The organism is Pseudomonas sp. EZ-C24 (genome assembly GCF_014525325.1).
Classification (GTDB): domain Bacteria; phylum Pseudomonadota; class Gammaproteobacteria; order Pseudomonadales; family Pseudomonadaceae; genus Aquipseudomonas; species Aquipseudomonas shirazensis.
This window is the reverse complement of the sequence record NZ_JACDIU010000016.1, coordinates 1-24,154: the sequence shown is the minus strand read 5'-3', so window position 1 is coordinate 24,154 and position 24,154 is coordinate 1. Positions and strand designations below refer to the sequence as shown.

Sequence of the window (24,154 nt, the reverse complement as noted above, 5' to 3'; positions counted from 1 at the left end):
GTTCAATGACCTTCGGAGCGCGCATGAGCTGGGATCTGGCATCGCCATTCATCATCGACCTACGCGTTGGCGGTGACGACATCGACGGCCTCGGCCACGCCAACAACGCGGTCTACGTCACCTGGCTGGAGCGCTGCGCCTGGCGCCACTCGCAGCGTCTGGGTCTGGACCTGGCCGAATATCGCCGTCTTGACCGGGCCATGGCCGTTGTTCGCCACGAAATCGATTACCTGGCTGCCGGCTACGAAGATGACGAGCTACAACTGGCCACCTGGATCGTCGACTGGGACCAGCGCCTGCGCATGACCCGCCGGTTTCAGCTCAAGCGCCCGAGCGACGGCGTGACCCTGCTGCGCGCGCAAACCACCTTTGTCTGTATCGAGCTGTCGACCGGCAAGCCCAAGCGTATGCCGGGCGAATTCATTGAAGGTTATGGGCAGGCGCTGATCGGCGTCTGAGTCCACCTGATTGTTTGCTAGACTGCCGCCTTTTTCGCGAGAGCCATCCATGCAAATTGCCCTGGCCCCCATGGAGGGGCTGGTCGACAACATCCTGCGCGACGTCCTCACGCGGGTCGGCGGTGTCGACTGGTGCGTGACCGAGTTCATTCGCGTCTGCGACCGCCTGCTGCCACCTTCCCAGTTCGACAAGCTCGCCCCTGAACTGCGCCACGGCGCGCGTACTGCGGCAGGTGTGCCCATGCGCGTGCAGTTGCTTGGCTCCGATCCGGTGTGCCTGGCTGAAAACGCTGCATTGGCCTGCGAGCTGGGCGCGCCGGTGATCGACCTGAATTTCGGCTGCCCGGCCAAGACGGTGAACAAGTCCCGCGGTGGGGCGGTGTTGCTCAAGGAGCCTGAGTTGCTCCACGCGATCGTCCGTGAAGTGCGCCGGGCGGTGCCTGCCCACATCCCGGTCACGGCCAAGATGCGTCTGGGCTTCGATACCCCGGATGGCGCCCTCGATTGCGCTACCGCGTTGGCCGAAGGTGGCTCGGCGCACCTGGTGGTGCATGCACGGACCAAGGTCGAGGGCTACAAGCCGCCGGCGCACTGGGAGTGGGTGGCGCGGGTGCAGGATGTGGTCAAGGTGCCGGTGTTCGCCAATGGCGAGATCTGGACCGTGGACGACTGGCGACGGTGCCGCGAGGTCAGCGGCGCTGAAGACATCATGCTCGGCCGTGGCCTGGTGTCGCGGCCTGATCTGGGCCTGCAGATTGCTGCTGCACGGGCGGGGCTCGAGTATCAGCCGCTTGCCTGGCAGGCGCTGTTGCCGTTGCTGCGCGAGTTTTGGCGTCAGGCCCAGGCCAAGCTGTCGCCGCGCTATGCGCCGGGGCGGATGAAGCAGTGGGTGGCAATGCTGACTCGCAGCTATCCGGAAGCAGTACTGTTATTTGCTGAACTGCGCCGGGTCGATGATTGTCAGCGGATCACCCATTTGCTGGGTGCCGACATCAGCCAGCTGCCATGTGAAGCAGTGGCCTGAGCAAATTTTAAAAATTTTTTTGGTTGAGCTCTTGAAAGCGGTTGGTCGGGCCATATCTATTTAGTACGCGATGCCGAATTCGGGTCGCGGATTGACTCACTTGCTGATTTTCAGGAGTTTATGACCATGACTACCGCTTTCTCCCTTGCACCACTGTTCCGCCATTCCGTTGGTTTCGACCGTTTCAACGACCTGTTCGAATCCGCGGCGCGTAATGAGGCCGGTAGCAGCTACCCGCCCTACAACGTGGAAAAACATGGCGATGATCACTATCGCATCGTGGTTGCAGCAGCAGGCTTCCAGGAATCAGACCTTGAACTGCAGGTTGAGAAGGGTGTACTGACGGTTACTGGCGGCAAACGCGACGCCAGCAACGACGCAGTGACCTACCTGCACCAGGGCATCGCTCAGCGTGCCTTCAAGTTGTCGTTCCGCTTGGCCGACCACATCGAAGTGAAATCCGCAGGCCTGGCCAACGGACTGCTCAGCGTCGAACTGCTGCGCGTCGTGCCGGAAGAAGCCAAAGCCAAGCGGATCCCGATCAGTGCTGACAAGCCAGCGTTGAACTGACGATTGGCTGGGGCCGCCTCGCGGCCCCATTCCTCTATCCCCCGCCTGATCAATAATCCGCCGGTGCCTCAAGCAACATTTGCCTGAACTCGCTCAGCGGCAACGGTCGGCTATGCAAATACCCCTGATACAAATGGCAACCCAGCCGCTCGAGAAACTCCAATTGCTCGCTCAGCTCGACGCCCTCGGCAATGATCGTCAACTCAAGGCTGCGGGCCATGGCGACGATGGCGCGGACGATCTCGGCATCATTTGGATCTATCGGCGCATCGCGCACGAATGACTGGTCGATCTTCAAGGTATCCACCGGCAGCCGCTTGAGATAGGTCAGCGACGAGTAACCGGTGCCGAAGTCATCCATGGCAAAACTCACGCCGTAGCCTTTGAGTTCACGCATCTTGGCGATGGTGTCCTCCAGATTCTGGATCACGATGCCCTCGGTAATCTCCAGCTTGAGCATGTGCCGGGGCAGGCGATAGTCGTCCAGGCTGCGCAGCACTCTGCCGACAAAGTCGTTCTGGCGGAACTGCCGCGGGCTGATATTCACGCACAGGCTGAATTCGTCCGTCTTGATCAGGCCGTCGCTGAGCATGCCGGCGCAGGCATCACAGGCCTCGTCGAGAATCCAGCTACCCACCTCCAGAATCAGCCCGCTTTCTTCCAGCACCTGGATGAACTGCGAGGGCGGTTGCTGCCCCAGTTGCGGGTGATGCCAGCGCAGCAGTACTTCAGCGCCGACAATGCGATTGTCGCGGGCATCCACCTGCGGCTGAAAGTGCAGCGCCAGTTCGCCGCGGGCCAACGCCTGGCGCAGATCATTCTCCATGCGCAGGCGTTCACTGGCGGCCTTTTGCATGGTGGTGTGGTACAGCTGGGTGGTGTTGCGCCCAGAGTCCTTCGCCCGGTACAGGGCAATGTCGGCGCGCTTGAGCAAGTCGGCAGGCGTAGCCCCATGATCGGGGATCAAGGCAACGCCAATGCTGGGGGTGACTTGCAGGCGCTGGCCGTCCAGAGACATCGGCTCGGCGAGCAATTCGCGCAGGGTGTCGGCCAGTTCGCGGACCTTGCCTTCAACCGTCTCGCGGCTGCCTTCCAGACCGCTGAGCAAGACCACGAACTCGTCGCCGCCCAGGCGCGCCACGGTGTCTTCCAGGCGCACGCTGGCCTCGAGCCGGGCGGTGATGACCTTGAGCACGATGTCGCCGACCGGGTGACCGAGTGAGTCGTTGATGTGCTTGAAGTGATCGAGGTCGAGAAACAGCAGCGCGCCGCGCAGGTTGTGCCGCTTGAGCAGGGCGATCTGCTGGCTCAGGCGGTCCATCAGCAGGGCTCGGTTGGGCAGGTTGGTGAGCGGGTCGTGGTACGCCAGGTGGCGAATCTGCGCCTGGGCGTTTTTCAGCTGGCTGACGTCGCGCGCGGTCAGCAGCAGGCATTCGGTGGCATTCAGGGTAATCGGCTCGACCGACACTTCCACCGTCAGCAGCTCGCCGCGTTTGTTGCGTCCGAGCATCTCGCGGTGGTGCACCCGCCCGCGCAGTTTGATCTCGCTGAGCAAGGTCGCCCGTTGCGTGTCGTCGGCCCAGATGCCGAGCTCGTGCACGGTACGCCCGATCACTTCGTCAATGCTGTAGCCCGTCAGGCGGCAGAAGCCGTCGTTGACTTCCAGGTACAGGCCGCTGGCGCGCACGGTTATGGTGATGGCGTCGGGGCTGGAGTGAAACGCCTTGGCGAATTTCTCTTCACTGGCCTTGATTGCCGTTTCGGCGCGCTGCTGCTGAGTGATGTCACGCAGTGAGGTCACGCTGCAGGGCTGGTTATCGACCATGATCAGGCGGCTGGAAATGACACAGGTCATGGGCGCGCCACTACGATGGTTGACCACGACTGCGACGTTGCTCAGCGCCCGTTCGCGGATCACGTGTTCGATACGCTGGGCGCGCTCTGCGGTTTCTGCCCACAGGCCGATCTGCTCGGCGGTGCGGCCGAGCACCTGTTGCGCGCTCCAGCCAAAGGTCTGGCTGAAGGCCGGGTTGATCTCGATGAACTGGCCATTGTCCTGGCGGGTTACGCAGATTGGGTCGGGGCTGACCTGGAAGAGGCTGGCGAACTTTTCTTCAGAGGCGCTCAGGCGCTGCTCGCGCTCGACCTGGTCGGTGATGTCGAGCAGGGTGCCAGCCATGCGCAACGGATTGCCCTGCTCGTCACGGTAGAGGCGGGCGCGGCTTTCTATATAGCGCGCTGTGCCATTTTCCAGCTGCACCCGGTAGGTGATCTGGTAACTGCCCGCCGGGCCTTCGCGCAAGCTGCGATAAGACTGGCGCATGGCCTCACGCTCCTGTTCAGGCACACCTTCGAAAAACGCTTCGAAGGATTCATGAAACGGCACCGGCTCCAGCCCATGCAGCTGCGCGGCGCGCGCCGAGCCGTAGAGCATGCCGCTGGGGATATGCCAGTCCCAGGTGCCCAGCTGGGCAGAGTCCAGCGCCAGGTCGAGGCGTTCCTGGCTGTCCTTGAGGGCAAGCTCGGCGCGCTTGCGCTCGCTGGTATCGACAAAGGTAGTGAGTAGAAACGCTATGCCCTCCAGTTCGATGCTCTGGGTGCACAGGATGCCGTCGTGGACCTTGCCGCCGCTGCCGCGAAACTGCACTTCCATGGTGATCGGCCCGGTGCTGTAGCGGGTCGCCTCCAGTACCTGCTGGCGCTGTTCCGGATGCACCCACAGGCCCAGTTCGATACTGGTCTTGCCGACGATCTGCGCCCCGGGCCAGCCGAACATGTCTTCAAAATGCTGGTTGACCTCGAACAGCATGCCGTCTTTGCGCCGACTCAACAGAATGGCATTGGGGCTCATGTGAAACAGGCTGGCAAAGCGTTTTTCCGAGTTGATCAAGGCCGTTTCGCGGTCGCGCTGGCGGGTAATTTCACGGATCACGCCGATCATCTGCCGGCGGCCATTGCCGTCGTGGGTCAGGCTGCCGCTGACCTCCAGCCAATGCAGGCTGCCGTCGGGCCAGCGAATCCGATGACGCATGGCCTGCTCGATGGGCTCGCCATTGACCACCGCCTGAAACGCCAGGCGGGTACGCGCGCGGTCTTCCTCCGGGAGCAGTTCAAGGTAGTCGATATCACTGGGCAAAGGCTGCTGCGGATCGAAGCCGAACAGCGCCTGGGTGCCTCGCGACCAACTGATTCGGCCACTGTCGATATCCCACAGCCAAGCGCCCAATTGCGCGCCATTGAGCGCCGCCAGCAACTGCGGGGCGTTCTGCCAGGCCAACTCCGAGTCCTGCGGGTCGACAGCAGGAATACGCGGCAAGCGCGGAAAACGGTTAGCTGATTTGGGCATCGATACCAGACCTTTGGCGAGTGACCTGTCCCTGAGAGTGGTGTGCCGCCCCGACGAACCGTCAGGCGCTGCCGGCGTGACTGTCGAGCAGGGCCATGAATGCCTTGGCGGCATTCGAAAGGGTGCGCTCGGTGTGCAGAATGTAGCCTAGCTGCCGCGTCAGCTTTACGCCGGGCAAAGCGATAGGCGCAACCTGATCATCGAGCATGGTCCGCGGCAGCACGCTCCAGGCAAGGCCGATCGAGACCATCATCTTGATGGTTTCCAGGTAGTTGGTGCTCATCGCGATGTTGGGTGTCAGGCCCTGGCTTTCGAACAGGCGCTGGACAATGTGGTGGGTAAAGGTATTGCCGCCGGGAAACACTGCCGGATGGCGGGCGACGTCAGCCAGGCTCACTGTCTCGCTGCTGGCCAGCGGGTGCTCGGGGGCAGCCACCAGATCCAGCGGATCGTCCCAGACCGGCACCGCGCGCACCAGGTTGTGCGGTTCGGGGGCCAGGGTAATTACCGCGATTTCAGCCCGGCCGTGGAGTATTTCATCGTAGGCCGCTTCTGAATCGAGGAACTGAATATCCAGCGCAACCAGGGGGTACTGACGGGTGAAAGCCCGCAATAACGGTGGCAGGCGGTGCAGGCCGATGTGGTGGCTGGTCGCCAGGGTCAGCCTACCCGTGACTTCACCGGTCAGATTGCTCAGGGCGCGTCGTGTATCGTCGAGTACATTGAGTATCTGGTAGGCACGCGGGAGCAGGGCGCGGCCGGCCTCGGTCAGGGTCACTTCGCGGCCCAGCCGATCGAACAGGCGAACATCAAGTTGCTGCTCAAGGCCAGCGATGCGTTTGCTGATGGCGGGCTGGGTCAAATGCAGGCGTTCTCCTGCGCCAGAAAAACTGCCGGTCTCGGCGATGGCGATAAACGCACTGAGGTTGGCCAGGTCCACTGCTGGTATTCCTTTTGGTTATCCAAAGCATAAAAATTATCAATTTGAGTTATTCAATCTAAACCCATAGCATCGTCCGTACAAGCCAAGGGGTTATTGGCATAGAAAGACGCTGATGAGGAACAGTCTGATGGCCGGCAAAACGCTTTACGACAAGCTCTGGGATGCGCATGAGGTCAAGCGACGCGACGATGGTTCGTCGTTGATCTACATCGATCGCCACATCATTCACGAAGTGACGTCGCCCCAGGCATTCGAAGGCCTGCGTCTGGCCAAGCGGCAGCCGTGGCGGATCGACGCCAACATCGCTACGCCCGATCACAACGTGCCGACTACCCCTGAGCGCAAAGGCGGCATCGAGGCCATCGCTGACCAGGTGTCGCGTTTGCAAGTGCAGACCCTCGATGAAAACTGTGACGAATACGGCATCGTCGAATTCAAGATGAACGACATTCGCCAGGGCATCGTTCACGTCATCAGCCCAGAGCAGGGCGCCACCTTGCCGGGCATGACCGTGGTCTGTGGCGACTCGCACACCTCGACTCACGGCGCTTTCGGCGCACTGGCCCACGGCATCGGCACTTCCGAGGTCGAGCACGTGCTCGCCACCCAGTGCCTGGTCGCAAAAAAAATGAAGAACATGCTGGTCCGTGTCGAGGGCCAGCTGGGCGAAGGCGTGACCGCCAAGGACATCGTCCTTGCCGTGATCGGCAAGATCGGCACCGCTGGCGGTAACGGCCATGCCATGGAATTTGCTGGCAGCGCCATCCGCGACTTGTCGATGGAAGGCCGCATGACCATCTGCAACATGTCCATCGAGGCCGGCGCCCGAGTTGGCCTGGTCGCTGTCGACCAGACCACCATCGATTACGTCGAAGGCCGCCCCTACGCGCCGACTGTCAGCCAGTGGCCGCAAGCGGTTGCCGCCTGGCGAGGGCTGGTGTCCGACACCGATGCGGTATTCGATACCGTGGTTGAGCTCGACGCCGCACAGATCAAGCCACAGGTCAGCTGGGGCACCTCGCCGGAGATGGTCCTGGCCGTTGACCAGCGTGTACCGGATCCAGCTGCCGAGCCGGATCTGGTCAAACGTGGCTCGATCGAGCGCGCGCTCAAGTACATGGGCCTGAGTGCCAACCAGGCGATCACCGATATTCGTCTCGATCGGGTGTTCATCGGCTCGTGCACCAACTCGCGCATCGAAGACCTGCGCGCTGCCGCCGAAGTCGCCAAGGGCCGCAAGGTCGCCGCTACCGTCAAGCAGGCGATGGTGGTACCGGGCTCGGGCCTGGTCAAGGCTCAGGCCGAGAAGGAAGGGCTGGACAAGATCTTCATCGAAGCCGGCTTCGAATGGCGTGAACCGGGCTGCTCGATGTGCCTGGCGATGAACCCGGATCGGCTGGAAAGCGGCGAGCATTGCGCGTCGACCTCCAACCGTAACTTCGAAGGTCGGCAGGGCGCCGGTGGTCGTACCCACCTGGTCAGCCCGGCAATGGCCGCCGCTGCCGCGGTGACCGGCCACTTCATCGATGTCCGCGAGTTGATTCAAGGGAGCGCAGCATGAAAGCCTTTACCCAGCACACCGGCCTGGTTGCGCCATTGGATCGCGCCAACGTCGATACCGACCAGATCATCCCCAAGCAGTTTCTCAAGTCGATCAAGCGCACCGGCTTCGGCCCGAACCTGTTCGATGAATGGCGCTACCTGGACGTTGGCCAGCCATACCAGGACAACAGCAAGCGCCCATTGAACATGGACTTCGTGCTCAACCACGAACGTTACCAAGGTGCCAGCGTGTTGCTCGCCCGGGAAAACTTCGGTTGCGGCTCGAGCCGTGAGCACGCCCCGTGGGCCCTCGACGAATATGGCTTTCGCAGCGTCATCGCGCCAAGCTTTGCTGATATCTTCTTCAACAACAGCTTCAAGAACGGCTTGCTGCCGATCATCCTCAGCGACGAAGAAGTCGACGAGTTGTTCAAGCAGGTCGAAGCCATTCCAGGCTATCAGCTGACCGTCGACCTGCAGGCGCAGGCCGTTACCCGTCCTGACGGCAAGGTGCTGCACTTCGAGATCGACGCCTTCCGCAAGCATTGCCTGCTCAATGGCCTCGACGACATTGGCTTGACCTTGCAGGATAGCGAGTCGATCCAGGCGTTCGAAGCCAGGCACCGCGCCAGCCAGCCATGGCTGTTCCGCGAAGCCTGAAGCAGTGCGCAGGTCGGGCATTAATTTTTGTTCGGCGCGGCCATGACGGCGGCGCCGTTTGAACGGATAGAGAAAAGCATGAGCAAGCAGATTCTGATTCTCCCAGGTGACGGTATCGGCCCGGAAATCATGGCCGAAGCGGTCAAGGTACTGGAGCTGGCCAACGACAAGTTCCAGCTCGGTTTCGCCCTGGAGCACGATCTGATCGGTGGCGCTGCCATCGACGCCCATGGCGTGCCATTGGCGGATGCCACCCTTGAGCGTGCGCGCAACGCTGATGCGGTGCTGTTGGGCGCGGTCGGCGGGCCGAAGTGGGACAAGATCGAGCGGGACATTCGTCCAGAGCGCGGCCTGCTGAAGATTCGTGCGCAACTGGGCCTGTTCGCCAACCTGCGTCCTGCGATTCTCTACCCGCAACTGGCCGACGCCTCTTCGCTGAAGCCGGAAATCGTTTCGGGCCTGGACATCCTCATCGTCCGTGAACTCACCGGCGGCATCTACTTCGGCGCCCCGCGTGGCCAGCGCGAGCTGGAAGGCGGCGAGCGTCAGGCCTACGACACCCTGCCATACAGCGAAAGCGAAGTGCGCCGGATTGCCCGGGTCGGCTTCGACATGGCCCGCGTGCGCGGCAAGAAGCTGTGCTCGGTCGACAAGGCCAACGTACTTGCGTCCAGCCAGCTGTGGCGTGAAGTGGTTGAAGAGGTTGCCAAGGATTACCCAGACGTCGAACTCAGCCACATGTACGTCGACAACGCCGCCATGCAGCTGGTGCGGGCACCCAAGCAGTTCGATGTAATGGTTACCGACAACATGTTCGGCGACATTCTTTCGGATGAAGCGTCCATGCTCACCGGTTCCATCGGCATGCTGCCTTCGGCCTCGCTGGATGCCAACAACAAAGGCATGTACGAGCCTTGCCACGGCTCGGCGCCAGACATCGCCGGCCAGGGCGTAGCCAACCCGTTGGCGACCATCCTGTCGGTGTCGATGATGCTGCGTTACAGCTTCAATCAGCACGCTGCTGCCGAGGCAATCGAGCAGGCGGTCAGCCAGGTGCTCGATCAAGGCCTGCGCACGGGTGATATCTGGTCGACAGGCTGCAACAAGGTTGGCACCAAGGAAATGGGCGATGCAGTAGTCGCGGCGCTGCGGAATCTGTAATCTCTCTGGCCCGCTGCCAATATCTCTCGGTGGCGGCCCACTTTTTAGCAAAGGTGTAGTTGCGATGAAACGTGTAGGTCTGATCGGTTGGCGTGGAATGGTCGGTTCCGTGCTCATGCAGCGCATGCTGGAAGAGCAGGACTTCGACCTGATCGAGCCGGTGTTCTTCACCACCTCCAATGTCGGTGGCCAAGGTCCGAACGTGGGCAAGGATATTGCTCCGCTGAAGGACGCCTACAGCATTGAAGAGCTGAAGACCCTCGACGTCATTCTGACTTGCCAGGGCGGCGACTACACCAACGAGGTGTTCCCCAAACTGCGCGAAGCCGGCTGGCAGGGTTACTGGATTGACGCTGCATCGTCGCTACGTATGCAAGATGACGCGGTGATCGTCCTCGATCCGGTCAACCGCAAGGTGATCGACCAGCAGCTCGATGCCGGTACCAAGAACTACATCGGCGGCAACTGCACCGTCAGCCTGATGCTGATGGGCCTGGGTGGCCTGTTCGAAGCGGGTCTGGTCGAGTGGATGAGCGCCATGACCTACCAGGCCGCTTCCGGCGCTGGCGCGCAGAACATGCGCGAGCTGATCAAGCAGATGGGCGGCATCAACGCCGCCGTCAGCGAAGACCTGGCCAACCCGGCCAGCGCTATCCTCGACATCGACCGCAAGGTTGCCGAGGCCATGCGCAGCGAAGCCTTCCCTACCGAGAACTTCGGTGTGCCGCTGGCCGGTAGCCTGATCCCGTGGATCGACAAGGAGCTGCCCAACGGCCAGAGCCGTGAGGAATGGAAGGCCCAGGCCGAGACCAACAAGATCCTCGGCCGCTTCAAGAGCCCGATCCCGGTCGACGGCATCTGCGTGCGCATCGGTGCCATGCGTTGCCACAGCCAGGCGCTGACCATCAAGCTCAACAAGGATGTGCCGCTGGCCGATATCGAAGGCATGATCAGCCAGCACAACCCATGGGTGAAACTGGTGCCGAACCAGCGTGAAATCAGCATGCAGGAGCTGAGCCCGACCAACGTCACCGGTACCCTCAACGTGCCGGTTGGTCGTCTGCGCAAGCTGAACATGGGCAGCCAGTACCTGGGCGCGTTCACCGTCGGTGACCAGCTGCTGTGGGGTGCTGCCGAGCCGCTGCGCCGCATGCTGCGGATTCTGCTGGAGCGCTGATTGCGTTTGCACTGAAGAAAAACCCGCGCTGTTGCCCAGCGCGGGTTTTTTTATGGGCGGTAGATGGCGCGGCCAAGGTACCCCCAGACTGAGAATCCAAGTAAAGTGCCGCTCCCGCCGTTTCAGCAGAGGACTCCCCATGAGCCAACCCCTAGATATCGCCGTGATCGGCGCCACCGGCAGTGTCGGTGAAACCCTCGTGCAGATCCTCGAAGAGCTCGAATTCCCGGTGGGCACCCTGCATCTGCTGGCCAGCATGGAATCGGCTGGCAGCAGTGTGATGTTCGCCGGCAAAAAGGTGCGCGTGCGTGAGGTCGACAGTTTCGACTTCAGCCAGGTCAAGCTGGCCTTCTTTGCTGCGGGCCCGGCGGTCAGCCGCAGCTTCGCTAGCAAGGCCCACGCTGCCGGTTGCAGCGTGATCGACCTGTCCGGCGAGCTTGAGCACGCCGTTGCCCTGGTACCAGAAGCCAATCCCGAGCAGGTGGCCGGCTTGAGCCTGCCCGCGCTGATCACCAGCCCAAGTGCCAGTGCCGTGGCCCTGGCGGTGGCGTTGGCGCCGCTCAAGGGCCTGCTCGATATCGAGCGGGTGCAGGTCATGGCCAGCCTGGCGGTGTCGGCCCAGGGCAAGGAAGCGGTGGGTGAGCTGGCCCGGCAGACCGCCGAGCTGCTCAATGCGCGGCCATTGGAGCCGCGCTTCTTCGATCGGCAGATCGCGTTCAACGTGTTGGCCCAGGTCGGCGCCGTTGACGCGCACGGCCACAGCGCGGTAGAGCGGCGCCTGGTCAATGAGCTGCGGGCGCTGCTGGATATGCCAGCGCTGAAGATTTCTGTGAGCTGCGTTCAAGTCCCGGTGTTTTTCGGCGATAGCTTGAGTGTGGCCGTGCAAAGCCGGCGCCCGGTGGATCTGGGTGCGGTGAACCAGGCGCTGGAGGCGGCGGCGAGCATCGAATTGGTCGAAGCGGATGATTATCCGACACCGGTGGGTGACGCAGTCGGCCAAGACGTGGTCTATGTTGGTCGTGTACGGCACGGAATTGATGAGCCAGAGCAGCTCAACCTTTGGCTGACCACCGACAACTTGCGCAAGGGTGCGGCGCTCAACGCCGTGCAGGTCGGCCAATTGTTGCTTAAACACAGGCTGTAAAAGATACTGCTGAGCACTTTTGTCCTGCACCGCATGCAGGTTTCGGGACGATTCATACAAGGGAAGAGGTCATGCTTCGAATTCGCAAACTGGTTCTGGCCATGGCGGCAGCTTCGGCGCTGTCGTCTGGCATGGCCAATGCTCTGGGGTTGGGTGAGCTGACATTGAAGTCGGCGCAAAACCAACCGCTGGACGCTGAGATCGAACTGCTCGACGTTCGCGACCTCACCGCTGCCGAGGTGGCACCTAGCCTCGCTTCGCGCGAAGAGTTCGCCAAGGCCGGGGTGGCCTATCCGTCCTACGTCGAGGACCTGACCTTCACCACGGTGCTCAGCCCCAACGGCAAGAGCGTGTTGCGGGTTACTTCCAGTCGGCCGTTGCCGGAGCCGGTGGTCAAGTTCCTGGTGCAGGTAATGTGGCCGCAGGGGCGATTGCTGCGTGACTACAGCGTTCTCCTCGACCAGGCCCAGGCCCAAGGCGCGCAGCCTGCTGCAGCCAATATAAACCCGGCCGTGAGTGGTGCCGCCAACTACACCACCAAGCGCCGCGACACGCTTTGGCAGATTGCTGCGCGCAACAGCCAGGGTGGCTCGGTGCAGCAGACCATGCTGGCGATCCAGGCGCTCAACCCGGACGCGTTCATCGGCAACAACATCAACCAGCTCAAGGTCGGTCAGGTGCTGCGCCTGCCTGATCAGCAACAGATCCAGAGCATCCCGCAGGGTGAGGCCAATCGCGATGTGGCCGAGCAATATGCCGCCTGGCGTGAAGGGCGCAGGCTCGGGCCGCGCGCCCGCCAGCTCGATGCCACTCGCCGCGGTGCCGCTGAAGCCACGCCCGCGCAGATCGCTCAAGGCGACAACCTGCGCCTGGTGACCCCTGGCGGCAAGACCGCCAGGAACGATGCCAGGGCGGTCAGTGACAAGCTGGCCGTGGCCCAGGAAAGCCTGGACACCAGCCGTCGTGACAACGACGAACTGAAAAGCCGCATGACCGACCTGCAGAGCCAGCTGGACAAGCTGCAGCGTCTGATCCAGATGAAGAACGACCAGCTGGCCCGCCTTGAAGCCCAAGGCGCGGCCGAGCCAGACCCGGCCGCTGCAGCTGCGCTGCCTGGTGCAGAGACGCCTGCTCAGCCTGCTGTACCTGCTGTCGATGCGCAACTGGCCCCGGCCGAGCCGGTGGTTACACCTGCGCCAGCTGCTGTGGATACTGCGCCGCAAGTCGCTCCTGCAGACGAAGTCAAGCCGGAGCAGAGCGCTCTGGACCAGTTGCTCGGCAACCCGCTGTTGCTGGCGCTGATCGCCGGTTCCGCGCTGCTCGTGCTGCTGTTGCTCCTGCTCTTGCTGGCGCGTAAGCGCAAAGCCGACCAAGAGGCCGAAAAACACCTGCGCATGGCCCGTGCCTTGTCGGAGGAGGGCGAGCGCAACCCTGATCTGGATCTGCCACCTGGCAGCTTCGACGGTCTGGACATGTCGGCGCCGAGCGTGACCCTTGCACCAGCGGTGGTAGCAGCGTCGGCAGCAGCGGCGACAGCGGCCGAGAAACCGGTGGTGCCGGTTGCTCCGGTGGTGCCAGTGGTGGAGGCCGAGCCCGCAGCTCAAGCCGATACGACTGATCCACTGCTCGCGGAAGTCGACCTGAGCCTGGCTCGTGGTCGCCTGAATCACGCCGCCGACCTGCTCGAACCAGCGGTTGCTGCCGAGCCGGAACGCAGCGATCTGCGCCTCAAACTGATGGAAGTCTACGCGCGCCAGGGCGATCAAAACGCCTTTGTCGAGCAGGAACGCCAGTTGCCCGCCAACCCAGCCAATCAAGCCGAAGTCGAATCGCTGCGCGAGCGCTTCCCGGCCATGGTTGCAGTGGCAGCTGCCGGCCTCGGTGCTGCGGCGCTGGCCGCTGAGCTGGACGAGCAGTACGTACAGGAGCTGCTGCAGGACGAACAGGACATCCCGGCCGCTGTCGAGCCGGAGCCGGTGCTTGACGATCTGTCTTTCGAGCCCGAGCCGGTAATCACCGAGCCCGCACCTGCAGCAGAGCCTGAGCCCGAGCCGGCCGCACTGGCCGATATCGAACCGGTTGCCGAAGACGATCTGGACACTGCCTTCGACCTCAGCCTGGACGATGACCTGTTGCTGGATGAGCCACTGCAGGCGCAGCCCCAGGACGACCTCACGGTAACGCTGGACGATAATCCGCAAACCGAGCTGAGCGAGCCGGTTGAACCTGTCGCTGCCGCTACCGACGCGGACGATGATTTCGAAGCGCTGCTGGCACAAGCCCAGGCCCAGGCCGAGCCGCAGGCCGTTGATGACCTGGCTGACTTCGACCTTGACGTCGGCGACGTAGCAGTCGAGCCGCCGGCAGCAGAGCCACCGGTAGATGTCGCGGCGGAACTGGCCGCATTCGACGAAATCCCCGAGTTCGATCCGATCTCCGAGCTGGAGCTGCCAGACGACTTCGATCTGTCGCTGTCGCTGGACGACGACTCGCCGGCAGCGCAGAACTTCGCCTCCGAGTTGGACGACGTCAACGCCGAACTCGACAAGCTGTCGCAGAGCCTGGAAACCCCGCCGCTCGAGCCGCAGTTCACGGCCGCCGATGCCGAGCAGGAGCTGGAGCCGCTGGACGATTTGGACTTCGACTTCTTCTCCGGCGCCGATGAGGTCGCGACCAAGCTTGACCTGGCGCGTGCCTACATCGACATGGGTGACCATCAAGGCGCACGGGACATCCTCGATGAAGTGGTCAAGGACGGCGACGACACCCAGCGCAGCGAAGCTGAGGACATGCTCTCGCGTCTGGTCTAGTCAGCCAGTTCAGCAGAACGGGGCAGGGCCGACATGGCGCCTGCCCGGCAACGGCAGCCCTATCGGCTGCCGTTGTCGTTATACTGGCGCCTTTTGTTCCATCCACAGGTTTCAGTTACTTGGACATCATCGACATCGACCGGGCCGAATCGGCGGCCGAAGGCTTCTCCCGGATTGCCCTGGGCGTGGAATACAAGGGCGCCCGCTACCGTGGCTGGCAGCGCCAGACCAGTGGCGTACCGAGTGTTCAGCAGGCGCTTGAGCAGGCCCTGTCGAAGGTGGCCAATGCACCCATTACCGTGTCTTGCGCCGGGCGCACCGATGCCGGTGTGCATGCCAGTGGTCAAGTTGTGCATTTCGATACCAATGCGTTGCGCGACGAGCGTGCCTGGACCATGGGTACCAATTTCAATCTGCCCCACGACATCAGCGTGACCTGGGCGACGGTCATGCCGGCGGATTTTCACGCCCGCTTCAAAGCCAACGCCCGGCGTTATCGCTACGTCATCTACAACGATCCGATCCGCCCGGCGCACTTGGCCGAGGAAGTCACCTGGAACCACCGCCCACTCGACGTCGAGCGCATGGCCGAGGCCGCTCGATGCCTGCTCGGTACCCACGACTTCAGCGCCTTTCGCGCCAGCCAGTGTCAGGCCAAATCGCCGGTCAAGGAGATGTACCACCTGCGCGTGACCCGGCACGGCCAGATGATCGTGCTCGACATCCGCGCCAGCGCCTTTCTGCACCATATGGTGCGTAACATCGCTGGTGTGTTGATGAGCATCGGCAGCGGTGAGCGGCCAGTGGCCTGGGCCCGTGAAGTGCTGGAAAGCCGCGACCGGCGCGAAGCCGGAGTTACCGCGCATCCGTATGGGCTGTACCTGGTCCAGGTCGAATATCCCGAGCCATTCGTGCTGCCTCAGCGTTACATCGGCCCACACTTTCTCAGCGGTTTCGATACCTTGGCGGACTGACGCGGCATCCAGCGTTTGCTACCATCCGCCCCCTATCGATTACCGAGGGTTCGCCGTCCATGAGCAACGTGCGCAGCAAAATCTGCGGGATTACCCGCATCGAGGATGCCCTGGCTGCCGCCGACGCAGGCGCCGATGCCATTGGTCTGGTGTTCTACGCCAAGAGCCCGCGTGCGGTCGACGTGCACCAGGCGCGGGCGATCATCGCCGCGCTGCCGCCGTTCGTGACTACGGTCGGTTTGTTCGTCAATGCCTCACGCTGCGAACTCAACGAGATCCTCGAGGCGGTGCCGTTGGACCTGCTACAGTTCCACGGCGACGAAACCCCGAGCGACTGTGTGGGCTTTAACCGGCCATACATCAAGGCCCTGAGGGTGCGCCCGGGGGATGATCTGGAGGCGGCTTGCCAGCACTACGCGGGTGCCAGCGGAATTCTGCTGGATACGTTCGTCGCCGGCGTGCCTGGTGGCACCGGCGAGGCGTTCGACTGGTCGTTGGTGCCGGCGCAGTTAAGCAAGCCGATCATCCTTGCCGGCGGCCTGAGCGCAGACAACGTCGCCCAGGCGATCGCCCAGGTGCAGCCGTATGCGGTGGATGTCAGCGGCGGCGTCGAGCAGGCCAAGGGCATCAAGGACGCGGCCAGGATCGAAGCGTTCATGCGCGCAGTGCGCCAGGCATGAGTGCAGATGTGACGGCTGGCCGCGCGCCATCGTCCATAGCTTTCGCAGCCTGGTGCTGCCCGGCGCGCGCTGTGGCGCAGCCGAACAGATTGAACACGGCCCGGTCGTCCGGCCGGCACCGCACTACCGCGGGCCACGGAACCGAGCTGGTAGCGAATCATTTGAAAAAATTGAGCTCAAGGGCAGGGCTTGGCCGGCGTGACCGGTCCCCGTCCGTCAAATACTGGAGAGACGAAGCATGAGCAACTGGTTAGTCGACAAACTGATCCCTTCGATCATGCGTTCCGAGGTGAAGAAAAGCTCGGTGCCTGAAGGCCTTTGGCACAAGTGCCCGGCCTGCGAGAACGTGCTGTATCGCCCGGAGCTGGAAAAGACCCTCGACGTCTGCCCCAAGTGCAACCACCACATGCGTATCGGTGCCCGTGCGCGCATCGACATCTTCCTCGACGCCGAAGGCCGTGCCGAGCTGGGTGCCGATCTGGAACCGGTCGACCGCCTCAAGTTCCGCGATGGCAAGAAGTACAAGGACCGTCTGGTCGGCGCGCAGAAGCAGACCGGCGAGAAAGACGCCCTGATCTCCATGAGCGGCACCCTGATGGGCATGCCGGTCGTGGTCAGCGCCTTCGAATTCTCGTTCATGGGGGGCTCGATGGGTGCCGTGGTCGGTGAACGCTTCGTGCGTGCTGCCAACTATGCCCTGGAACATCGCTGCCCGATGATCTGCTTCTCCGCTTCCGGCGGTGCGCGCATGCAGGAAGCGCTGATCTCGCTGATGCAGATGGCCAAGACCTCGGCAGTGCTGGCGCGTCTGCGTGAAGAAGGCATCCCGTTCATTTCGGTGCTGACCGACCCGGTTTATGGCGGCGTTTCTGCTTCGCTGGCTATGCTCGGCGACGTGATCGTTGGCGAGCCCAAGGCGCTGATCGGCTTCGCCGGCCCGCGCGTAATCGAGCAGACCGTGCGCGAGAAGCTGCCAGAAGGCTTCCAGCGCAGCGAGTTCCTGCTGGAGCACGGTGCCATCGACCTGATCATCTCCCGTCCTGAACTGCGTCCACGTCTGGCCCGTCTGCTGGCGCAGATGACCGGTCAGCCAACGCCTGCCCAGGCCCTGGTGCAGGAAGTGGCGGCCGTCGCCTGATGAGTCAGCGCACCCTCGGCGAATGGCTCGCCTATCTCGAGCAGTTGCACCCTTCAGCCATCGACATGGGCCTGGAGCGTTCGCAGCAGGTGGCGCAGCGGCTCGGGCTGGGCAAGCTGGCGCCGCGGGTAGTGACGGTTACCGGCACCAACGGCAAGGGCTCGACCTGTGCCTTTGTCGCAGCGTTGCTCAAGGCCCAGGGCCTGCGCGTTGGCGTGTACAGCTCGCCGCACCTGCTGCGCTACAACGAGCGGGTGCGCATCGATGGCGTCGATGCCAGCGATGAGCGCCTGTGCGAGGCGTTTGTCGCCGTCGAGGCTGCACGCGGTGACACCTCCTTGACCTATTTCGAGATGGGCACCCTGGCGGCGTTCTGGCTGTTCGAGCGGTCGGCGCTGGATGCCGTGGTGCTTGAAGTCGGCCTCGGTGGGCGGCTGGATACCGTCAATCTTGTCGATGCCGATCTGGCGCTGGTCACCAGTATCGGCGTCGATCACGTCGAATACCTGGGCGACACGCGAGAGTCGGTGGCGTTCGAGAAGGCGGGCATCTTCCGTCCGGGCAAACCGGCCCTGTGTGGTGATCTCGAGCCGCCGCAGCCGTTGCTGGATAAAGCCCGCGAGCTGGACTGCCCGTTGTTCCTGCGCAGCCGCGATTTTGACTTGAGCCTGGCTACCGATAGCTGGCACTGGCGGGGGCGGACCCTGGATGGCGCGGCGGTCGAGCTGCATGACCTGCCGTTGCTCGATCTGCCTATGGAAAACGCCGCGCTCGCGTTGCAGGCCTATCTGCTGATGGGGCTGGAGTGGGACGCGGCGCAGGTACGTCAGGCACTGCTGGATACGCGCATGACCGGTCGCCTCGACCGGCGTTCGCTGACTTGGCAGGGTACACCTGTCGAGGTCCTGCTGGATGTCGGCCACAACCCGCATGCGGCCGAGTACCTGGCACGACGGCTGGCTGCCAGGCCACCACTGGGCAAACGCCTGGCGGTGTTCGGCCTGCTCGCCGACAAGGACCTCGACGGCGTGCTCGCGCCGCTGCAGGGGCTGTTCGACAGCTGGGCCGTGGCACCGCTCGACACCCCGCGCAGTCGCCCGGCTGGCGAGCTTGCGCAGGCCTTGACGAACCTTGGCCAGTCGGTGAAGTCTTACCCCAGCGTCGAGGCCGCTTTGCAGGGCCAGTGCGCACACGCGACCGGCGATGATCAGATCGTGCTGTTCGGTTCGTTTTTCTGTGTTGCCCAGGCCTTGCAATGGCTTGCGCAGCAGGCTCCTGAGGGCGGAGTAAATGGCAGTGCTGGATAAGGGAATGAAACAGCGCATGGTCGGTGCGTTGGTGCTGGTTGCACTGGCGGTGATCTTCTTGCCGATGCTGTTCACCCGCGAAGACGAGATGCGCCAGGTCCGGGTCGATGCGCCCGAGGCCCCGGCTATGCCGAGCTTGCCGCAGGTGCAGGTCGAGACGATCCAGGTGCCCGAGCAGCAGCCGATTGTCGAGCAGCCACCGGTGGTGGTCGATGAGTCGACCGCGCCACCGTCCACGCCGAGCCAGCCGATCAGTGCTGCACCGTCGCCAGCGCCGGTAACTGCGCCAGCGCCTGCGCCGAAGGTCGAGAACCGTGCGCCGGTCACCGCGCCAGCCACCGCCAGCGCCGCCGTCACCAAGCCTGCCGCCGCGTCCAAGATCGATAGCAATGGTCTGCCGGTCAGTTGGTCGATCCAGTTGGCCAGTCTGTCCAACCGGGCCGGTGCCGACAACTTGCAAAAGACCCTGCGCAGCCAGGGTTACAACGCCTACATTCGCTCCGCCGATGGCATGAACCGGGTCTACGTCGGGCCGTTGATCGAGCGCGCCGAGGCCGAGCGCCTGCGTGATGTGATCAACCGCCAGCAGAAGCTCAAGGGCTTTGTCACCCGCTTCCAGCCCGAGCGCAACTGAGTCCGGAATGTCGCTTTGCCAGCGTCGCCAGCGCTGGTGAAGCAACACCCTGACATTCCGCTTACTCCCAGCCCGTTGCTCTGGTAAAATGCGCCGCCTCAAACGTATGCAGGCGGCACCGTGGCATTTACCTGGGTTGATTGGGCGATCATCGCTGTTATCGCCGTCTCCACATTGATCAGTTTGACACGCGGCTTCGTCAAGGAAGCCCTGTCGCTGGTCATCTGGATTACCGCGGGTGCGGTTGCCTGGATGTTCGGCGGCTCGTTGGCGCAGTACCTGGAAAGCTACATCCAGACGCCTTCGGCACGGGTCATCGCCGGCTGTACCATTCTTTTTGTCGCCACGCTGATTGTCGGGGCGATGCTCAATTTCCTGATAGGCGAGCTGATCCGCGTGACCGGGCTGTCCGGCACCGATCGCTTTCTGGGCATGGCCTTCGGCGCCGCCCGTGGAGCCCTTTTGGTTGTCGTGGCAGTCGGTCTGCTCAGCCTTGGCCCTGTACAACAGGACCCATGGTGGCAAGAGTCGCGCCTGATACCTCAATTTCTATTGGTCGCTGACTGGTCGAAAAACCTTATCCTGGGTTTCACCAGCCAGTGGATGTCCAGTGGGATCAGCGCACCTGCTGATCTTCCGTTCAAGGAACAGTTGCTGGGGCCATCGCGGCCTTGAGCGCTATTCACTCAAGTTTCATCAAAGTAGGGGTTGCGTCGCATGTGTGGCATCACCGGTATTGTCGGTAAGTCGAACGTCAATCAGGCGCTGTATGATGCGCTTACGGTCCTCCAGCACCGCGGCCAGGATGCTGCCGGTATCGTCACCAGCCATGACGGCCGGTTATTCCTGCGCAAGGACAATGGCCTGGTGCGCGACGTATTCCAGCAGCGGCACATGCAGCGCCTGGTCGGCCACATGGGCATTGGCCACGTGCGCTACCCGACTGCGGGCAGCTCGACCTCGGCCGAGGCCCAGCCGTTCTACGTCAACTCGCCGTACGGCATCACCTTGGCCCACAACGGCAACTTGACCAACGTCGAGCAGCTGGCCAAGGAGATCTACGAGTCCGATCTGCGCCACGTCAACACCAACTCCGATTCGGAAGTGCTGCTCAACGTATTCGCCCACGAGCTGGCCGTGCGCGGCAAGCTGCAGCCTACCGAAGAAGACGTGTTCGCGGCGGTCTCCCACGTGCACAGCCGCTGTGTTGGTGGTTACGCGGTAGTAGCGATGATCACCGGCTACGGCATCGTCGGCTTCCGTGACCCCAACGGCATTCGCCCGGTGGTGTTCGGCCAGCGTCACACCGACGAGGGCGTGGAGTACATGATCGCCTCCGAAAGCGTCGCCCTCGACGTGCTCGGCTTCACCCTGATCCGTGACCTGGCACCGGGCGAAGCGGTGTACATCACCGAGGAAGGCCAGCTGCACACCAAGCAGTGCGCGCATAACCCAATGCTCAAGCCGTGCATCTTCGAGCACGTCTACCTGGCGCGTCCTGACTCGATCATGGATGGCGTCTCGGTGTACAAGGCGCGGCTGCGCATGGGCGAGAAACTCGCCGACAAGATCATGCGCGAGCGTCCTGAGCATGACATCGACGTGGTTATCCCGATTCCGGACACCAGCCGTACCGCAGCGCTGGAGCTGGCCAATCGTTTGGGCGTGAAGTTCCGCGAAGGCTTCGTCAAGAACCGCTACATCGGCCGTACCTTCATCATGCCCGGCCAGGCCGCGCGCAAGAAGTCGGTGCGCCAGAAGCTCAACGCCATCGAGCTGGAATTCCGCGGCAAGAACGTGATGCTCGTCGACGACTCGATCGTGCGCGGTACCACCTGCAAGCAGATCATCCAGATGGCCCGCGAGGCCGGCGCGAAAAACGTCTACTTCTGTTCCGCTGCCCCGGCAGTGCGTTACCCCAACGTCTACGGCATCGACATGCCGAGTGTCCACGAACTGATCGCCCACAACCGTACCACCGACCAGGTGGCCGAGTTGATCGGCGCCGACTGGCTGATCTATCAGGACTTGCCAGACCTGATAGATTCGGTCGGTGGCGGCAAGATCAAGATCGAGCATTTCGACTGCGCAGTGTTCGACGGTGAATACGTCACCGGCGACATCGACGACGCCTACCTGGACCGTATCGAGCAAAATCGCAACGATGCGGCGAAGGTCAAGACTCAGGCTGTCAGCGCGATCATCGACCTCTACAACAACTGATTGGGAGTGACGGCATGACGGATCAATGGGATGCCGGGCGACTGGACAGCGACCTCGAGGGTGTCGCTTTCGACACCCTGGCGGTGCGCGCCGGTCAATACCGCACGCCGGAGGCTGAGCACAGCGACGCGCTGTTCTTCACCTCCAGCTACGTGTTCCGCACGGCTGCCGATGCAGCTGCGCGGTTTGCCGGTGAAACACCGGGCAACGTCTATTCGCGCTATACCAACCCGACCGTGCGCGCCTTTGAAGAGCGTCTGGCGGCCCTGGAAGGCGCGGAACAGGCAGTCGGCACCTCTACCGGCATGTCGGCGATCCTGTCGACGGTGATGGCGCTGTGCAGCGCCGGTGATCATGTGCTGGTCTCGCAAAGCGTGTTCGGCTCGACCATCAGCCTGTTCGAGAAGTACTTCAAACGCTTTGGCGTCGAGGTGGACTACGTGCCACTGGCCGAGCTCAGCGGTTGGGAGCAGGGCATCAAGGCCAACACCAAGCTGCTGTTCGTCGAGTCGCCGTCCAATCCGCTGGCCGAGCTTGTCGATATTGCCGCGCTGGCCGAGATCGCCCATGCCCGCGGCGCGCTGCTGGTGGTCGACAACTGCTTCAGCACCCCAGCGCTGCAGCAACCGCTGAAGCTGGGTGCCGACATCGTCGTGCATTCGGCAACCAAGTTCATCGATGGCCAAGGCCGTTGCATGGGCGGTGCGGTGGCCGGGCGTAGTGAGCAGATGAAAGAAGTGGTGGGCTTTCTGCGTACCGCAGGGCCTACCCTCAGCCCGTTCAACGCCTGGGTCTTCCTCAAAGGCCTGGAGACGCTCAAGCTGCGTATGCGCGCCCATTGCGAGAGTGCCAAGGCGCTGGCGCAGTGGCTTGAGCAGCAGGATGGGGTAGAGAAAGTCCACTACGCTGGCCTCGCCAGCCACCCGCAGCACGAACTGGCCAAACGGCAGATGAGTGACTTCGGTGCGGTGGTGAGCTTTGAGGTCAGAGGCGGCAAAGACGGCGCCTGGCGCTTCATCGATGCCACCCGTTTGCTCTCGATCACGGCCAACCTGGGTGACAGCAAGACCACCATCACCCACCCGGCGACCACTTCCCACGGCCGTCTGTCGCCGCAGGAGCGTGAGGCGGCGGGTATCCGTGACAGCCTGATCCGCATTGCGGTTGGCCTGGAAGACGTTGCTGACCTGCAAGCCGACCTGGCGCGTGGGCTGGCAGCGCTGTGATCGACTGGAAGGGCGGCGAGCCCGATCATAACGGTCGGGTCGCCCTGGTTACCGGTGCCGCCCGCGGCATCGGCCTGGGCATTGCCGCCTGGCTGATCTGTGAGGGCTGGCAAGTGGTTCTCAGCGACCTTGACCGCCCGCGCGGTGCCAAGGTGGCCAAGGCCCTGGGCGACAATGCCTGGTTCATCACCATGGACGTTGCCGATGAAGCCCAGGTCAGTGCCGGGGTGTCCGAGGTGCTTGGCCAGTTTGGTCGCCTCGATGCACTGGTGTGCAACGCCGCCATCGCCAACCCGCACAACCATACCCTCGAGAGTTTGAGCCTGAGCCAGTGGAACCGGGTGCTGGCGGTCAATCTGAATGGCCCGATGCTGCTGGCCAAGCACTGTGCGCCGTATCTACGTGCCCATGGCGGCGCCATCGTCAACTTGACCTCGACCCGTGCACGCCAATCCGAGCCTGATACCGAGGCTTATGCGGCGAGCAAGGGCGGGCTGCTGGCGCTGACCCACGCCTTGGCCATGAGCCTGGGCCCGGAGATTCGCGTCAATGCGGTGAGCCCGGGCTGGATCGACGCACGTGACCCGTCCCAGCGCAGGGCTGAGCCGTTGACCGATGCCGACCACGCCCAGCATCCGACCGGCAGGGTAGGGACAGTGGAAGACGTCGCGGCGCTGGTGGCGTGGTTACTGTCGCGTCAGGCCGGGTTCGTTACCGGCCAGGAATTTGTAGTGGACGGCGGCATGAGCCGGAAGATGATCTATACCTGATCCGTTTTGCCTTTTTGAAAAAAAATTCAATGGGGGTATTGACTTAGCATCGGTACCTGCGTAAATTTCGCGGCCTCAGCGAAGTAAACGTAACAAGCAAGACTAGGTAGAACTAGGCAACACTTGAAGCGAATATGGGTGATTAGCTCAGCCGGGAGAGCATCTGCCTTACAAGCAGAGGGTCGGCGGTTCGATCCCGTCATCACCCACCACTTTCTGAGATGTTCCTGACTGGTCAGCTTCGCAAGAAGCAAATCGGTAGAGAGGAACAGGACGCAAGTCCACTATGCGCAGCGGTAGTTCAGTCGGTTAGAATACCGGCCTGTCACGCCGGGGGTCGCGGGTTCGAGTCCCGTCCGCTGCGCCA

20 protein-coding genes and 2 tRNA genes are annotated in these 24,154 nt (G+C 62.8%); 20 read left to right on the top strand and 2 right to left on the bottom strand.

Features of this window, described 5'->3' with window-relative positions:
* The first annotated feature begins 23 nt into the window (after nucleotides 1-23).
* From IDM28_RS16300 to IDM28_RS16290, 3 genes are all read left to right on the top strand, one after another.
* Nucleotides 24-458, top strand: coding sequence for an acyl-CoA thioesterase (locus IDM28_RS16300; protein ID WP_186700129.1), 435 nt, complete (start codon nucleotides 24-26; stop codon nucleotides 456-458).
* A gap of 49 nt (nucleotides 459-507) precedes the next feature.
* On the top strand, nucleotides 508-1,482 hold the full coding sequence (locus tag IDM28_RS16295) for a tRNA dihydrouridine synthase (protein WP_101321437.1): 975 nt from the start codon (nucleotides 508-510) through the stop codon (nucleotides 1,480-1,482).
* A 126-nt stretch (nucleotides 1,483-1,608) separates the two neighbouring features.
* Nucleotides 1,609-2,052 carry an Hsp20 family protein gene (locus IDM28_RS16290; protein ID WP_101321435.1) on the top strand — a complete coding sequence of 148 codons (444 nt, stop codon included), beginning with the start codon at nucleotides 1,609-1,611 and terminating at the stop codon, nucleotides 2,050-2,052.
* Between the two features lie 49 nt (nucleotides 2,053-2,101).
* Here the strand turns inward: IDM28_RS16290 and IDM28_RS16285 are convergent, their stop codons facing one another.
* Together IDM28_RS16285 and IDM28_RS16280 are read right to left on the bottom strand one after the other, a co-directional pair.
* Nucleotides 2,102-5,398, bottom strand: coding sequence for a PAS domain S-box protein (locus IDM28_RS16285; protein WP_188036475.1), 3,297 nt, complete (start codon nucleotides 5,396-5,398; stop codon nucleotides 2,102-2,104).
* A gap of 61 nt (nucleotides 5,399-5,459) precedes the next feature.
* Nucleotides 5,460-6,338, bottom strand: a complete 879-nt coding sequence (locus tag IDM28_RS16280; RefSeq protein ID WP_101321431.1) for a LysR family transcriptional regulator — start codon at nucleotides 6,336-6,338, stop codon at nucleotides 5,460-5,462.
* Nucleotides 6,339-6,468: 130 nt separating this feature from the next.
* Here IDM28_RS16280 and leuC point away from each other — a divergent pair, with 130 nt between their 5' ends.
* The 17 genes from leuC to IDM28_RS16195 all read left to right on the top strand — a co-directional run bounded on the left by leuC (nucleotide 6,469) and on the right by IDM28_RS16195 (nucleotide 24,154).
* Complete coding sequence (gene leuC / locus IDM28_RS16275; protein ID WP_101321429.1) at nucleotides 6,469-7,902, top strand: 3-isopropylmalate dehydratase large subunit; 1,434 nt, start codon at nucleotides 6,469-6,471, stop codon at nucleotides 7,900-7,902.
* Nucleotides 7,899-8,543 carry a 3-isopropylmalate dehydratase small subunit gene (gene leuD / locus IDM28_RS16270; RefSeq protein ID WP_101321427.1) on the top strand — a complete coding sequence of 215 codons (645 nt, stop codon included), beginning with the start codon at nucleotides 7,899-7,901 and terminating at the stop codon, nucleotides 8,541-8,543. Before leuC ends, leuD begins: the two co-directional genes overlap by 4 nt.
* 78 nt (nucleotides 8,544-8,621) lie before the next feature.
* Nucleotides 8,622-9,704 (top strand): 3-isopropylmalate dehydrogenase, encoded by a 1,083-nt coding sequence (gene leuB / locus IDM28_RS16265; protein ID WP_150572950.1) that lies wholly within the window; start codon nucleotides 8,622-8,624, stop codon nucleotides 9,702-9,704.
* A gap of 64 nt (nucleotides 9,705-9,768) precedes the next feature.
* Nucleotides 9,769-10,881 (top strand): aspartate-semialdehyde dehydrogenase, encoded by a 1,113-nt coding sequence (gene asd / locus IDM28_RS16260; RefSeq protein WP_101321423.1) that lies wholly within the window; start codon nucleotides 9,769-9,771, stop codon nucleotides 10,879-10,881.
* A 139-nt stretch (nucleotides 10,882-11,020) separates the two neighbouring features.
* Nucleotides 11,021-12,025, top strand: a complete 1,005-nt coding sequence (locus IDM28_RS16255; RefSeq protein WP_101321421.1) for an aspartate-semialdehyde dehydrogenase — start codon at nucleotides 11,021-11,023, stop codon at nucleotides 12,023-12,025.
* A 71-nt stretch (nucleotides 12,026-12,096) separates the two neighbouring features.
* A complete protein-coding gene (locus IDM28_RS16250) occupies nucleotides 12,097-14,835 on the top strand; it encodes a FimV/HubP family polar landmark protein (protein WP_188036474.1) in 2,739 nt (912 codons plus the stop codon).
* A gap of 119 nt (nucleotides 14,836-14,954) precedes the next feature.
* A complete protein-coding gene (truA, locus tag IDM28_RS16245) occupies nucleotides 14,955-15,809 on the top strand; it encodes a tRNA pseudouridine(38-40) synthase TruA (RefSeq protein WP_101321417.1) in 855 nt (284 codons plus the stop codon).
* A gap of 59 nt (nucleotides 15,810-15,868) precedes the next feature.
* Entirely contained in the window at nucleotides 15,869-16,489 is a 621-nt protein-coding gene (locus IDM28_RS16240) for a phosphoribosylanthranilate isomerase (protein WP_150570206.1), read from the top strand.
* Nucleotides 16,490-16,727: 238 nt separating this feature from the next.
* The gene (gene accD / locus IDM28_RS16235) at nucleotides 16,728-17,627 is read left to right on the top strand and encodes an acetyl-CoA carboxylase, carboxyltransferase subunit beta (RefSeq protein WP_101321413.1); all 900 of its coding nucleotides are present in this window, start codon (nucleotides 16,728-16,730) and stop codon (nucleotides 17,625-17,627) included.
* The gene (gene folC / locus IDM28_RS16230; protein ID WP_188036473.1) at nucleotides 17,627-18,934 is read left to right on the top strand and encodes a bifunctional tetrahydrofolate synthase/dihydrofolate synthase; all 1,308 of its coding nucleotides are present in this window, start codon (nucleotides 17,627-17,629) and stop codon (nucleotides 18,932-18,934) included. Before accD ends, folC begins: the two co-directional genes overlap by 1 nt.
* Complete coding sequence (locus IDM28_RS16225; protein WP_188036472.1) at nucleotides 18,918-19,568, top strand: SPOR domain-containing protein; 651 nt, start codon at nucleotides 18,918-18,920, stop codon at nucleotides 19,566-19,568. Before folC ends, IDM28_RS16225 begins: the two co-directional genes overlap by 17 nt.
* A 120-nt stretch (nucleotides 19,569-19,688) precedes the next feature.
* Nucleotides 19,689-20,243, top strand: a complete 555-nt coding sequence (locus IDM28_RS16220) for a CvpA family protein (protein ID WP_101321407.1) — start codon at nucleotides 19,689-19,691, stop codon at nucleotides 20,241-20,243.
* Nucleotides 20,244-20,285: 42 nt separating this feature from the next.
* Complete coding sequence (gene purF, locus IDM28_RS16215) at nucleotides 20,286-21,791, top strand: amidophosphoribosyltransferase (protein WP_101321405.1); 1,506 nt, start codon at nucleotides 20,286-20,288, stop codon at nucleotides 21,789-21,791.
* 14 nt (nucleotides 21,792-21,805) lie between these two features.
* On the top strand, nucleotides 21,806-23,017 hold the full coding sequence (locus IDM28_RS16210) for an O-succinylhomoserine sulfhydrylase (protein WP_101321403.1): 1,212 nt from the start codon (nucleotides 21,806-21,808) through the stop codon (nucleotides 23,015-23,017).
* Nucleotides 23,014-23,787, top strand: coding sequence for an SDR family oxidoreductase (locus IDM28_RS16205; protein ID WP_101321401.1), 774 nt, complete (start codon nucleotides 23,014-23,016; stop codon nucleotides 23,785-23,787). Before IDM28_RS16210 ends, IDM28_RS16205 begins: the two co-directional genes overlap by 4 nt.
* Nucleotides 23,788-23,923: 136 nt before the next feature.
* Nucleotides 23,924-23,999, top strand: a tRNA-Val gene (locus IDM28_RS16200).
* Between the two features lie 78 nt (nucleotides 24,000-24,077).
* A tRNA-Asp gene (locus IDM28_RS16195) sits at nucleotides 24,078-24,154 on the top strand.

What these genes read in the sequence shown, in the direction of transcription:
- IDM28_RS16300 (WP_186700129.1), top strand. Translation starts at nt 24, where the DNA reads ATGAGCTGGGATCTGGCATCGCCATTCATCATCGACCTACGCGTTGGC.
- IDM28_RS16295 (WP_101321437.1), top strand. Translation starts at nt 508, where the DNA reads ATGCAAATTGCCCTGGCCCCCATGGAGGGGCTGGTCGACAACATCCTG.
- IDM28_RS16290 (WP_101321435.1), top strand. Translation starts at nt 1,609, where the DNA reads ATGACTACCGCTTTCTCCCTTGCACCACTGTTCCGCCATTCCGTTGGT.
- IDM28_RS16285 (WP_188036475.1), bottom strand. Translation starts at nt 5,398, where the DNA reads ATGCCCAAATCAGCTAACCGTTTTCCGCGCTTGCCGCGTATTCCTGCT.
- leuC (WP_101321429.1), top strand. Translation starts at nt 6,469, where the DNA reads ATGGCCGGCAAAACGCTTTACGACAAGCTCTGGGATGCGCATGAGGTC.
- leuD (WP_101321427.1), top strand. Translation starts at nt 7,899, where the DNA reads ATGAAAGCCTTTACCCAGCACACCGGCCTGGTTGCGCCATTGGATCGC.
- leuB (WP_150572950.1), top strand. Translation starts at nt 8,622, where the DNA reads ATGAGCAAGCAGATTCTGATTCTCCCAGGTGACGGTATCGGCCCGGAA.
- asd (WP_101321423.1), top strand. Translation starts at nt 9,769, where the DNA reads ATGAAACGTGTAGGTCTGATCGGTTGGCGTGGAATGGTCGGTTCCGTG.
- IDM28_RS16255 (WP_101321421.1), top strand. Translation starts at nt 11,021, where the DNA reads ATGAGCCAACCCCTAGATATCGCCGTGATCGGCGCCACCGGCAGTGTC.
- IDM28_RS16250 (WP_188036474.1), top strand. Translation starts at nt 12,097, where the DNA reads ATGCTTCGAATTCGCAAACTGGTTCTGGCCATGGCGGCAGCTTCGGCG.
- IDM28_RS16240 (WP_150570206.1), top strand. Translation starts at nt 15,869, where the DNA reads ATGAGCAACGTGCGCAGCAAAATCTGCGGGATTACCCGCATCGAGGAT.
- accD (WP_101321413.1), top strand. Translation starts at nt 16,728, where the DNA reads ATGAGCAACTGGTTAGTCGACAAACTGATCCCTTCGATCATGCGTTCC.
- folC (WP_188036473.1), top strand. Translation starts at nt 17,627, where the DNA reads ATGAGTCAGCGCACCCTCGGCGAATGGCTCGCCTATCTCGAGCAGTTG.
- IDM28_RS16225 (WP_188036472.1), top strand. Translation starts at nt 18,918, where the DNA reads ATGGCAGTGCTGGATAAGGGAATGAAACAGCGCATGGTCGGTGCGTTG.
- purF (WP_101321405.1), top strand. Translation starts at nt 20,286, where the DNA reads ATGTGTGGCATCACCGGTATTGTCGGTAAGTCGAACGTCAATCAGGCG.
- IDM28_RS16210 (WP_101321403.1), top strand. Translation starts at nt 21,806, where the DNA reads ATGACGGATCAATGGGATGCCGGGCGACTGGACAGCGACCTCGAGGGT.